Below are 12692 nucleotides of genomic sequence, written 5' to 3' on the forward strand. Positions count from 1 at the left end.
TTTTTTGTAGGGATGGGAATTAATCTTTTCTATAAAACTACCGTGCTTGAAACGTGGCAGTCGATTGCTCCAGCAAAGTTAGTAGAGCGCTTCAGCAAGCTGCACCGCGCAATTGGGGGGGCTCTGGGACGGCTGCCGTGAACCAAGCCCCATTGATCGGGGCTTGGCCCTGCGGGCTTCCATCCTCACCTCTACGGCCATCGTAGCCTGCGCGCTCGGCAATGTGAGGTTTCTGCCTAATGCACGTTTACGACGTTCTTGGGCTGCGTGTTGTGCTTGTTACTTTCCTGTAGGCTTAGTGTCTGACTAAATACAATGTTAATACGAGCCAGGCAGTTACTGCTATTGTAATGGCAGATGCGATTGCTAATACCTTTCTCTCAATGTCTCGTTCGGCTAAGCCTGTGCCTACTCTTGTATTCGACTCCTCATCAACTTTTTTGAAAAAACTGCGGCTGCCTTTGTTTTCGTTGAAGATGCTATGGTAAATATGGTTTCCAGTAAGCGTGTATAGAAATACTCCAGATACCAACAAGGTTACAGCGAGATACTGCTCATTGTATATGCCGTTTGCTGCAATGAATCCAGCAGCACCCATTGCTGTGTCCGAAAACAACCTGGATACTGAATAAAGAATTTTTAAAGGCTTTTCTTTGAGACTCGTATATCCAATAAGCATGCAACAAATTAGCATGATTAGGGTGCTGATTACTGCGCCGTATGTAATGTTAAGATAGGTTGAGTTTGCTTTGACAAACTCTATTGTTAGTTCGGAAGGAGATAGGAAAATGAATGTTATGCTTACAATGAGCCAGGCAAAAAATGGATGCGGGCTGACGCGGTCGAAGTGATCTTCTATGAATTTCATGGATGATTTTATAATTTTAAACATGTGGGTGCAGAGTGGCCTGATTTATTTTGGTTGCAGTTGTAATTTTTCGTTGTCTGTGCCGTTACTTGAATTGGCATAGCAATCGGTTCGGGCTCTCGATCCCATCTGAGATGTCTGACTGCTTTTGCCATGTAAGTCGCGCAGACTCTGGCTTGGGTATAAAATCTAGACGGAAGAAAATATTTCTTTTCTCCGCAGTAAATAGGTTTTCTACGACAGGCACATATTTGTCGTGCGTGAGTTTGTTGTCTTTGTAGTCATAGTCAGCAAATGTGCCAGCGAGCAAGTCCGGAATTCTGATGAGTGAGTCGTACCACATTTTGCCTTCGGCCTCTGGTACTCCGAACGTGATTTCGCCATGGTATTCATTTTGGGAGTTAAGAGTGATGGTGTAGTGGAGGTATTCAGTGCAAGTGAACAGGTAGTTGCCTATTTTGTCATGTTTGAAGCTTAGCATTGCGTCTCTATCCGAAAACCATCCAATTAATTTTGTGTTAATGCGGGAGGTTATCTTTGCCATGAAATAGGCGGCAAGTGTTGATACTACTTCGATGTCTCTGAATTGTTTATAGTTTGGCGCGGGGGAGTTAATTATTTTTTGTACGGCTTTGAGTTTTTTGATGGACTGTATGTAGTCGGATTGGCGCTCAGGCGTAGTTCTACACCAAATTTCAAGTTGTGCAATAATCGAATTAATTTTTGCATTGTGGTATGAGCGCTCGTCGCTGTGTAGCTTCCTGTTTTTGTTGAGCTTTATGCATATATTGAAGACGGGCCCGTTGGAGAGAAACTCTAAGAATTCACCACTGACTTCTCTTGTTTTTTTTATGTCGACAGGGGCCATTCTATCGATTGTTGAGAAGATTTTTTCTATATCGACATCGCCAGGGATTATGGAAAAAACCACGGTGTCATTCGGCTTTTTTTTATCGCCTATCACATAGTCGGAAACAATAATCCATTTTTTTACGTCAGAGTAGCTATCCAAGTAGTCAGCTAACAGCTTGTCGCTGCTTTTGGAAAATGTTTCGTCAAGGTGGAATAGCAAGTAATTAATGGGGATGCCCACCTGTTCATTTCGTTCGTCGAGATGATCGTATTGCTTTTTTATTTCGTTCAGGTTCATAAGTGGGTATTAGTTATTTGAAGAAATAATAGCTCATTTTAGAGAAGAAGGCCGGTTGCCTTCTTCAGGATCAATTTGATAGACCTATACCCAGGTGGAAGGGATCAACCCATCACCTTTCTTGCTCCAAGAAGCAGCAGAGTGGGTGTGTGGTATTCCGCTCCAGATGTCCTTGCCAGCGTGCTCCAGCACGATGATCTGGAGGTCGGCATTTGTTCGTTTGATCGCTTCTCCCAGCACTTCAAAGATTCGTCGAGTGGCGATCAGATCCTCAGTTCGGTGTTCTCGAAGCGTAGCGATGTCTGAGTCCAAGGCGTTGGCTCCTTGATCGCTGCTCGGGAAATAGACCTGGCTGGGCTGGTCTATTACTAGGAAGCTGAGAGGTGGCAGATGCTGATTTTCCTCTTCGAGAAGGTACTCGTGGATGCCTAGGAACGCGGCAATGTGGTAGCCCATCCAGTTCGCGCCGCTCCCGACTTCCCAAAGATAGTCGAATTGCCTGAATTCTTTGTCGAATCGAATGGTCAGTTCCTTCCGATCCAGCTTGAGGACAGAGTTCGCCGCTCCTTCAAGGTTGCCGAAGGTATCGGCGTAGTGCTCTATAAGTTCTCCGACTTTCTGATCGACGTAATTTTCTCGGGCTTGACGATTTGTCTTGCTCATGACCCTGTCGAGGTCATTGATCTTGCTGGTTACGACCTTCATGCGGTCAGTGATGGCTTCATCGGCAGAAGTCTGTCCGATCTTTTTCAGGACTTCAGAGATCGTCCCTGCCAGGTAATAGATTTCACCAACGGCATTTCGCAGCTTCTCGTCCTCTGCCAGGATCGCATTCTTATCTGCGCGGATGCCATGGAGCTTCTTTTCCTCTGCAGCAAGGTTTCTCTTAAGAGACGAGAGCTTGTTGTCGAAGGCTGGGTTCTGCTCAAGGATATCGGCTACTCGAGTGATCTGATTTACTTTCGTCTCCAGATTATTGATCACCAAACTCATGCTGTCAGAGGGAGAACCGCAGGCAACACACTGTCCTCCCGGTTCGAAGCTTTTTTTCAACCAATTCAAGCCGACCACGTGATTTTTTTCTAGGTTCACAGCTTTGACGAACTGCTGACCGCTTTGGGCGAGGCTGGTGTAGCCGCTTATTTCTTCACCAAGGTCGTCGACAACGCGCTGCTGTTCAGTTTCCTTCGCTACCGCTGCATTAAAACGCTCGTTGATGTGCAGGCGTTTGGGTTCGACAAGGGTCTGTTCAAGGCGCCTGTCCTTATACGCCTGAACTACCGATCTAAGCTTGGCAATTTTGGAGTCAAGGATGTCTGGAATGTCTGCATCCAACAGGCCGATCTCGATGCACTTGTCCAAGTTGCGATCGACTTCGGTTTTCCAGTGAGCCTTGGATTTTTCAACGACTGTGAGTTCCTTTTTGAGGCTCTCGAGCTCCTTGGCCGCCTCATCACGTCGGCGCTCATTCATCACGTACTGGGCATCTACGATACCCAAAGCATAGGGCATCGCTCGAATCAGTTTCTCGCGGTGAGTCCAAGTGTCTGCCTTGAAGAAGAGGGTGTTGGGGTTGGCGACAATGTGTTGTGGTAGGAAATTGAAGGCAGCCAAGTCCCTGAACGATGTACGAGCATCGAGTCGGCTGGTTTTTTCAGCGTCTGAGTGAGGTAGGTCACTCACCCGAGTCAGGTTGTTGAACTTGTCTTTGAAAATCGCCCTGGTGGTCTTGGTAGGTACGATTTCCGGGAGTATCCCGGTAAACGGCTCGAAGTAGTAGTCGTTGGAAGGGGTACCATCTTTTGGCCCCTTCCGAGCAATCAGCCAGGTTTCTCCTCGTAGGGTTACCTTGAGGCCGAACCACATGACCTTGTTCCGGATGACACCAATCGGGATCTGGCACTTTGTCGACCCCAAAGCGTAGTCGATAACGTGCAGGATCGACGATTTGCCGGTGCGGCTAAGGCCGTGAATGATATTGATCTTTGACTTTTCAAATGAGATCTCTTGGATCTCGTTATTCTGGTTTCTGGGCCAAAGAATTACTGAGTCAATGTGAAATTTCATTAGAAATACCGAAGAAAAGCTTAATAAGCGTCGGGGTGTCGACCCCGGCGTACCAATTGGCCAGGCGGTTTACAGTCGACACCATCTCCTTGGGGAGGGCTGACTTTGTGCCTTTTGGCCAGCGGTCGCTGAGGTTGCTGAAGACTGGGAGATCATTTTCACGCTGAGTGACAGCGAGCAGCTTCGTGGACACGGCGAGGTTTAATCCCTGAACAGTCACTGCTGCTCGAGATGCAACCCGCTGCTCCAGGTCAACCTTCAGCTCAGGCGCCTCGCGCAGAACGGCGTCCAGCTTGGATCTGGCGTTACGGCTACATAGCGACCCTCGCGATGCCTCGTCCCAGACAAATGGGAGAACGAGCTTCAGCTTCACGAGGTCGAGAGGGTGCTCTGATGCCTCCAGCTCGTACTGCTGAACGAAGAGCACCAGCAAGAAACATGAGAGGGAGGTGTTGTGGACGATGTATCTGTCCAAGTAGGGCCGGTTCAAGGTTTCTTACCTTCCGTTGGGTGCCAGTGAACTGGGTGATTGGTACCGTCGTCGTTCACCTGGTGGTGGTAGGTGCCTAGATACAGGTAGCGATGGTTCGATTTGAGCCGGCCTAGCTCGATGGTGAATTTCTCCGGAGAGGTGGTCGCCAGATAAATCTTCTTGTGATCAGCCTTGGAAAAGTCCTCGAACGGGATCTCCGTATCGTTCGAATAGACCTCCCGGAGGTTGTCCCAGCGGTCGCGCAGCATTTCTTCAAGGTCGTCAAAGTGCTGAGGGAGAATCTTCCCTTTGAGCAACAGTCTGGAACGCTCTGCGTACCCGCCCCAATAGTGACCCAGCTCTTTTTCGATGGAGCGCTCCATAATCCCTAGCTCTTTAAGCTGAGCAATAAAGGGCAATTGAAGCTCGCGGTTGAAATCCATCAGCTCTCGATAGCCAGTGTCCTCCAGCTTCCTCGCCGTCCATGTTTCGCTGAGGAATTTGTCAAAAAGAATCTGCTTGCGATTGAAATAAGGCTGTGCCGTCGTCCAGAACGGTTCTTTACGGCGCCACGATTCAAGGGCCGCGTTGAACAGATGGCCTGAAAGGCTATCCAAGATGATTTTCTTATGATCATCCAGCCCGTCTGGGAGCTGTAGGGCTGTGTACATCGCCTCAGTGATAGAGTCAGACCCTAGCCTGTGAATCAACTCGAAACGAGTGATGACGTAGGCCAGCGACTTGTCATCATAAGCCGTCACCTTGGCAGCGATCTCCGCGACAGTGCCTTTCATAATCAAGGCCTGTGCACGAAGGTGAGAGATTGCTGCGGCTACACTTTCAGTGCTCGAGGCGGCTGAAAGTCTGTGAGCTAGGCTGCCCTCGCTAACTGAACCATTGGTGACAAGCATGAAAAGGAGCTCTTGGTGGCTCCACTGCGATTGCTCGAGCTTGTCCAGCCAGTTCTTGAGGGTGTTCCACAAGTTCCGGCTACTGTCCTGCAGAGGATTCTTGGCTGCAAGGGTCAGCTTATCCTGCTCCTGAATGGAAATTGTTCCAGTCGCAGTAGGGATGACCTCTTCAACATCATCAGCTGTTTCGATTCCGAACAGAGCGTCCCGATGACTGCTATGAAAAATTCTGTAAAGCGCACGCTCGAACTGATAGCCGAATCCGGCAATGCTTGCGCTGGCTTCTGTGTTGTCCATGGTTCCTTCTCTTGGAAAATCGCACTGGGCGTCCTGTAGCGCGGTGGCGAAGCCTTAACCAGCGCCAGGGAAGGAATCTACAATTATTAGTGGCATTGAGCCACCTTTCGGGCTGGATTGAGATGCCTGAGACTCAATATTTAACGCAATAGATAATTTTACTGTGTTTATATACAGTTTTCGGCGACTGCAAATTTTGATTACTACTTTCCAGTTGACCGAGTTCATTTCCTGCTTCAGTGGGTAGGGGCTGCCGGCGTAGGAGGAGGTAAGACGATGTTCAGTTTGCATTGCAATGCCATGGGGTATGCAGTGGCCAAATGCGTGGCTAGCGAGCCGCCCATCTCAGCGTGTTGCGACAGCACCGTCCGGTGGTCGGTATCTTTTGGCTTTGGCTGTGGGTACACCGTTGCTGGTTCTGGCGCTTGTGAGATTTCCTCGCAAGCCCGTTCTACTCGGCTTGATCGGTGTCTTCCTGGCCGGCAATTTGCTGTCTGCACTTTCCGCAGACTACTCATCTCTGCTGTTGGGTAGGGTTATCACCGCAGTGGCGCACGGTAGCCTCTTCGCCATTGGGGCGACCGTTGCAGCGCGCCTTGCCCCTAAAGGACAGGCCAGCAACGCGATTGCAGCGATGTTCGCCGGCTTAACCCTGGCCATGGTCGTCGGTGTGCCGCTGGGGAGTTTCCTGGGCAACGGTTTCGGCTGGCGTCTGCCTTTCTTCGCTGTCGTTGGCCTGGCGCTGCTAAGTTTTATTGCGGCCACGATCTGGCTGTCAAGCATGTCGGTGCCTGAGTCTGTGAAGCCACTGACGCAGCTCTCGGCAGCAGTCCACCCAGCGATCATCCCCATGATGTTGGTCACCGTGTTGGGCTTCGGTGCCTCACTTCCCGCCTTCACCTTCATCACGCCGATCCTTACCGATATCACCAGGTTCTCTGGGCCAACCGCGAGTTTGCTGTTGATCGTATTCGGTGGTGCGACCGTGGTAGGCAATCTGCTGGGCGGGCGAATCGCCTCCAAATTCGGATGGAGAACCGCATTGCGCTGGCTCCTGGTCTCGTTGGCGGTGGTGCTTGCGATTCTGGGCCTGGTGATGCATCTCCAGATCCCGACCATCCTGGTGTTGTTCGTCTGAGGGGGACTGGCATTTGGCATTTCGCCGGCTGTGCAAAGCGGAATGCTGGCTACTGCAGAGTGGCTCACACCAAAGGCCGTCGACTTCGCGTCAGCGCTGAATATCTCGGCGTTCAACCTGGGCATTTCGTTGCGTGAGGTTTCGGCAGTGCGCTTGTCGCCTATGGGGAGATGGTGCTTACGCCTTGGGCTGGAGTCGTGGCAGCGCTTCTTGCTCTGTTACCCTTGAGGTCGTTACGCTACTCCTATCAGCGCCTTGGCGTAGCGAGTAAGCAAGCCTGATGTTTCAACACATGACTCTGCAGTGGGATGGCCGAAAAATACTGATCTAGTGTAGGAAAAAGTGCGATTTTTTTGCCAATAGTCCGCGTTCAACCACGTCGACAAAATAGTGCCCATGTCATTCAGGTACATCATCTGAACAGAGCTTGGAGCTATCTATGTCGTTCTTCGATTCAGTTTTTAACGTTGTTGGTGGTGCCGTCAGTGCCGTAGGCGACATGGCTGTGACCGCAGTCGATACCGTCGGGTACCTGGCCAGTTCAGCAGTCGAAACGGTAGTGGAACACCCTGGAAAGGTGGCGCTCGTTTGCGTAGCTACTCTAGCAACGGGGGGAATTGCGGGAGCGTGCGCAGGCCCAATCGCCGCCACTATTGGATCAACCGGACTATTGGGCGCCACGGCTTCCGGCACTGCAATCAGCTCGCTGACAGGGGCTGCATTAACTAACGCATCGCTTGCAGCGCTTGGCGGTGGGGCGATTGCAGCCGGCGGGGGTGGAATGGCTGCAGGGGCAGTGACAATCGCTACGGCAGGAGCGGCAGTCGGGGCTGCGGCGAGTGTTGGAGCGGCGGTAGGTGTCGCTGAAATGGAAAAGGCGGGGAAAGCTTAAATGGCTCGGATCACGAAGGCCCAAAAGGCTGGGTTAGATTTTCTGGATCAGATGACGTTTCATGACCTTGTAGTTTCGCAAGGCATGACCTTCGAGGAGCGTGGACAACTGGACACGGTTATCGAGCGTGTCAGGGGCATGGCTGAAAGAAAATTCTCAGGAAGAGAGGCTGAAGTCATCACGCACTTGGCTTACTGCTTCCTCGAGATAAGCTTGGCAAATAAGGCTGATGAATGGTTCAAAGTATGCCCTGTTGATGTTCAGCCTTGCGATCTTCCAGCAGAAACTATAGAGGCTATAGAGAGTTATACAAAAGTATTTCAGATGGCAGTGATGCTTGTTCTTGTAAGTAAGTCAACAGGCATTGAAGCTGACTACGCCGAGGTGATATCTGAAACATTGAAAGAAGAGTTTCTAAAATACTCTCCGTTAGTGAGGCGCGATCTGAGTAGGCGCTGCTTCGTTCGAGAGTTTCAAAATTCCTCTGTCGATATCTATTGCTGGCTTGCAGGGGCCGGGGTTTTGGCGGTAACTAAAAATGGCCAAGATAGATTAAAGGCTGATTTTAGTGAGGGGTTTATACAGCGGCTGATATTGGTTGCTGACCATGAAATGGTTTCTAACTATTTCAAGGTCTCTATAAGTAAGGATAATTCGATTGCCGTGTTTCTTGATCATCCGCACTTTGAATTAAGTGAGGCTGCGGTTGATCAGGTGCTTGATGTTCAAAGGGTTTTTAATGAATCTAGAACAAAGGCGAGCTTGCGGGGAATTCCATCATTGGCTGTTCGTGATATAACTAACCAAGATGAGGTAAGGCGTTTTTTCGAGGATTTTGGAAAGCGCAAATCTAGGCTTCGTATGCACCCCGGAACCTTAGCCAGTTGGCCAGGGGTTCTCGGCGGCGTGATGGTAGATAAACAGATCGGCTACGAATATTACGCTGCAGCTCAGGAGCGGTGCGACCCTGATATCACGGGTGTCCAAGAGTTCCTGATATCAGAGTTGAAAATCCCTGCAATTTTTAACGCTTGTGATAATAGCTATACTATTAGTGAGGCGGTTCGAAAGCAGATTCTTGGCTTTGGATTGAGCATTAACGCAGATACGCTTTATCGAAGTCACTCAACTTTGAGAAAAACGATTTTCCGAATGGTTGGTCTCTATTGTCAAATGACAAGAGATGCGGGTGTTGTTATGTCTCCATCGCATGAGGATGTGTTTTACGCGTCCGTGTTTGTTCATGCGGATAAGTTGTCTGGCTCTAATGGGCGTAAACTTCGTCTGAGTTAATGGTCGACGTAAAATACGTTCTTATGCCTGTTTTGCGCCGCAGTTGTCCCGCACGATCAGCCTCGGCTTGAGCAAAAACTTCATCGCTGGGCGTCTGGATTCTTGAGCCGCTTCATGAGCATTTCGCTGGCAACCTCTCCAAGCCGCTCCGGCTCGAGTGCCACAGTGGTGAGGGGAGGGTTGCAGTATGCTGAGCTGGCGACCCCATCGCTGCCGATCAAGGCAATGTCCTCACCGGCCTTGAGCCCACGGTTCCCCAGTTCGCTAATTGCTCCAGTTGCGTTCAGGTCGTTGTAGCAGACAACCCCGGTCGGACGGCGCTCCATGTCGAGTAGCCGACTCATCCCATCCTTGCCACCTGCCAGGCTGATCGCCGTTTCGATCATCCAGTCAGGGTCTGGCGTAATCCCACTCTTCTCCAGGCATTCGATGTAGCCGGACGCTGTTCCAGGCAAAAGAAAGCCCGCTACCAGGCGGGCAAGGCCTATCACATGTAGAGATAGCTGGAGTGTCCGTTAATGGATGTGTGAAGGCTGTGAACAGTGGGTCGCTGAAATATTGAACTGCCCATCGTACCACTCTGCGAGTACATAGTAGAATGGAACTGCGTCATGGTACCCCAACTGTAATGCGTAATGTTAAAGACTGCTTGCCTAGAATCAGAGCTTTCCTTTCAGGTAATCCTGAAAGCTAACCGGGAGTTCACCTTCATCTCTGAATGGATTGGAGTAGTAGAAGCAATAATCTTCAGCTTTAGAGCTTTTTTCGGGAGGATTTAAAAATTGAACGTCATGATGCTTTAGGATGTTAAAAGTTAGATCGTCATCGTAAGGGTTGCTGATTTTTTCGCTGAAATATAGTTGATATAGTAGGATCCAGTTTTGATCAAGCTCGTAGAGAGTGCTATTCGCGATGATCGCATTTGCATATGCGACTGTTGATTTTATTCCAGATTCGAAGGTGCTGAGTAATGTGATTGCAGCTGCATCTGAAGTTTGGATCACTAGGTTTACATTTTCTGGTGTTGGCTGGGACTTTAAGTTGTTTAGGTAGTACATCGCCCAGCACATCCCGTCAGTGCGCCGGTGTATCGCGTTGATTTCAAGAATTTTATTAAGCTTTTTAACCACGAGATCCTTGTCATAGTAATCAGAAGTGGCATCAATTTTCTCCAGCATTGGCAGGAGAGTTGGATAATGCCAAGCCAGGTTAAGGACGTATTGGAATACTGTCCCAGCAGTATCGCCTTGTGCTCTATGGCAAATCAGTCCGACAGCGAGCTTTAAAACGCTGCCATCAGGTTCGGCCTTGTTTAGTTGTACGGCGTAGTCTAAAAAGTTTATCGCTTCATGTGTGTATAACGTTGCGGCACCATTGGAATCGGTTCTCCAGGGAGTCGCATTGTTGAGCTTCGTGACCCAAGAGTCGATTGATGGCTCTGGTAGTTCGGTAACTTTGGTTTTGTTTAAATTAAGGGAAAGACGATATTTGGCTAGCTCAATATTAAGAGCTCTGATGAATTCCTGTGCCTCTAGGTGTGTATCGCAAAATGCCGTGTAGTCATCGATGTATCGCACGAAGCGGAAATTTTTAGCAAGCTCTTTATCGACTGCGGCAAGTATTATTTCTACTGCGATACTAGAGGTGCAGGGGCCAATAGGTAGGCCAGACGTCTCATTGCGTTTTGCATTTCGCAGCACTGTATCAAGCTCGGAACTCCAATGCCCATTTCTGCGATCACGCAGCCGCTCCTTGGCCTTGTCATATCCTTGAATGGCCCATTCCAGTGAATGGGTATAAATCGATCCGAAGCAATTTGCTACGTCGGCATGTGCTCTGAAGCCAGCGGCAAAACTAATTTCTAAGTTGTTTTTAGTTTTGGTCTCGTGGTCTTCATAGTTCATGATGAATAGACGCCCATCATTGTGCTGCTGTGCTGCAATGGCGCTGTTTTCATCTTGCATCAATTCGCAGATTTCTTGTCTGTGCTCTTTTATCTTGGCGTAAATTCTTGAGTATGCCAGGGGGTGAATCAGTCCTAGCACTCTGGGTACATTGTTGAATCGCGTTGCTCGGTATTCCACCATGTCAAACCAGTAGGTTCTGCGATCCCTAGATAGTGCTGATTGCGCCAGTTCTTCCGCAATTTCTGGTGTGAAGCGTCTTGTTGAAAAGCAGGGTGGTAATTCGGTAGATGAGTCTTTTTGGTTGGGGAAGTAGTTCCAGCGGGTCAGGGCCTCTAGGAAATGCCTTTCCTCATCATGAAAAACAGCGATGTTTGATGATGGGGCAGTAAACTCTTTCACGACTAAATGCCTCCTGCAGTGTTAAATCGATAGCGTGGGACTGGTGGCCCGAGTTATCGCATAAACTCTATTGAAAATCACTACTACCATTTGCTCTGCTCCTCAAGAGCGCAGTCTGGCGAAGATGGGCGCCCGCTAAATTTAGTTATGTGGTGAATTTTCAAATGACGGTCACCTGTCGAGCGGTGTAGGGCGAAGGGTAGGGAAAAAACTGGCTCCTCATCTGGCTCACTTTGCCATAGATTCGAGTCCTGCCCTCTGAACCGTCCCTACCTTGGATGGGGTTCTACACTTGAGGCTGACTGAGCGATTTTACGCTGCTCTGTGACTATGCTGCGGGGGTAAGGAAAGGCAAGGTATGGCAAATTTTAAGTCCACTGAGATGCGGTTCATCGATTCGGTTTTTGACATGGGGGGAGGGTACGTTCTTGACTTCTCCGACCGAACCATGAGCCTGTTTTTCCTTGAGGAGCTCAACATTGACATTGATCACGAGATGTTCACGAAGGATGGAACCTCCAAGGCCAAGCGCTTGCGTTATCTCCTACAAAATGTAGACAAGACCACTGCTTGCCGGGTGCTGGAGGCCCTGTGGACTTACCGCCAAACATTGCGTCAGGAGACCAATGCTGAGGAGACCATCGTGAACGCCGAAGGGCGTTTTCTTTCGCTTCTGGAGTCGGCTCGCTCGCCCGGTCAGGTGGGCGCTGCTATAGAAAATCCGCTTGCCGCTGCAGCTATTGCAGATCAGGGGCCAGTGTACGACGGTTTGAAGAAGCGGCTGTACGATATCCGGGAGTTGCCTCCTCATGCCCGTGGCTATGCGTTCGAAGGTTTTTTGAAGGACTTGTTCGACAGCTCAAGGCTACAGGCGCGTGCACCGTTCCGGCTGGTTGGTGAGCAAATAGACGGTAGCTTTCAGCTCGGGGACGAGACCTACCTGGTCGAGGCGAAATGGGTTAGGGATCCCATTGGCGCCAATGAACTCAACGGTTTTCACGGGAAGGTCGACCAGAAGGCTGCGTGGGCACGTGGCTTGTTCATCAGCTATGGAGGCTTCACCTCGGTGGGTTTACAAGCATTTGGCCGTGGCCGAAAAGTGATCTGCATGTCCGGCGAGGATATCTACAAGGCGCTTGGGAGGCGAATTCCAATTGCGGACGTGATCGAGCGCAAAGTGCGGGCCGCAGCTGAAACTGGAGCTGCCTTCGTTACGTTGGACGAGCTTTTTGAGGCTTGAGCGTAACTCGGGAACAAAGTAGCCCTCGATGGTTTAGGATGTCAGCCTGTTTCCTCAA

The 12692-nt window shown here is 49.9% G+C and carries 10 protein-coding genes; 3 read left to right on the forward strand and 7 right to left on the reverse strand.

The features are described from left to right. Nucleotides 1–295: 295 nt before the first annotated feature. The 5 genes from E8E68_RS22545 to E8E68_RS22565 all read right to left on the reverse strand — a co-directional run bounded on the left by E8E68_RS22545 (nt 296) and on the right by E8E68_RS22565 (nt 5765). On the reverse strand, nt 296–868 hold the full coding sequence (locus E8E68_RS22545) for a hypothetical protein (protein WP_280344937.1): 573 nt from the start codon (nt 866–868) through the stop codon (nt 296–298). Nucleotides 869–953: 85 nt separating this feature from the next. After that, nucleotides 954–2018 (reverse strand): hypothetical protein, encoded by a 1065-nt coding sequence (locus E8E68_RS22550; RefSeq protein WP_280344940.1) that lies wholly within the window; start codon nt 2016–2018, stop codon nt 954–956. 84 nt (nt 2019–2102) lie between these two features. Continuing rightward, complete coding sequence (locus E8E68_RS22555) at nt 2103–4085, reverse strand: DUF3732 domain-containing protein (protein WP_280344942.1); 1983 nt, start codon at nt 4083–4085, stop codon at nt 2103–2105. Next, complete coding sequence (locus E8E68_RS22560) at nt 4069–4575, reverse strand: three component ABC system middle component (RefSeq protein ID WP_280344945.1); 507 nt, start codon at nt 4573–4575, stop codon at nt 4069–4071. Before E8E68_RS22560 ends, E8E68_RS22555 begins: the two co-directional genes overlap by 17 nt. Then, nucleotides 4572–5765: an ABC-three component system protein gene (locus tag E8E68_RS22565; protein WP_280344948.1), complete on the reverse strand. Its 1194-nt coding sequence runs from the start codon at nt 5763–5765 to the stop codon at nt 4572–4574. Before E8E68_RS22565 ends, E8E68_RS22560 begins: the two co-directional genes overlap by 4 nt. 397 nt (nt 5766–6162) lie before the next feature. Here E8E68_RS22565 and E8E68_RS22570 point away from each other — a divergent pair, with 397 nt between their 5' ends. After that, a complete protein-coding gene (locus E8E68_RS22570; RefSeq protein WP_348530108.1) occupies nt 6163–6903 on the forward strand; it encodes an MFS transporter in 741 nt (246 codons plus the stop codon). A gap of 892 nt (nt 6904–7795) precedes the next feature. Then, nucleotides 7796–9088 (forward strand): hypothetical protein, encoded by a 1293-nt coding sequence (locus tag E8E68_RS22575; RefSeq protein WP_280344952.1) that lies wholly within the window; start codon nt 7796–7798, stop codon nt 9086–9088. Nucleotides 9089–9168: 80 nt separating this feature from the next. On the opposite strand, the gene E8E68_RS22580 is transcribed toward E8E68_RS22575, so the two are convergent. Together E8E68_RS22580 and drt4 are read right to left on the reverse strand one after the other, a co-directional pair. Next, nucleotides 9169–9543: a substrate-binding domain-containing protein gene (locus tag E8E68_RS22580; protein WP_280344956.1), complete on the reverse strand. Its 375-nt coding sequence runs from the start codon at nt 9541–9543 to the stop codon at nt 9169–9171. Nucleotides 9544–9747: 204 nt separating this feature from the next. Further along, a complete protein-coding gene (gene drt4, locus E8E68_RS22585) occupies nt 9748–11394 on the reverse strand; it encodes an antiviral reverse transcriptase Drt4 (RefSeq protein ID WP_280344959.1) in 1647 nt (548 codons plus the stop codon). A gap of 358 nt (nt 11395–11752) precedes the next feature. Here drt4 and E8E68_RS22590 point away from each other — a divergent pair, with 358 nt between their 5' ends. Further along, nucleotides 11753–12634: a restriction endonuclease gene (locus E8E68_RS22590; protein WP_280344962.1), complete on the forward strand. Its 882-nt coding sequence runs from the start codon at nt 11753–11755 to the stop codon at nt 12632–12634. The last annotated feature ends 58 nt before the right edge of the window (nt 12635–12692 follow it).

Source organism: Pseudomonas sp. BN607 (assembly GCF_029871175.1).
Taxonomy (GTDB): Bacteria; Pseudomonadota; Gammaproteobacteria; order Pseudomonadales; family Pseudomonadaceae; genus Aquipseudomonas.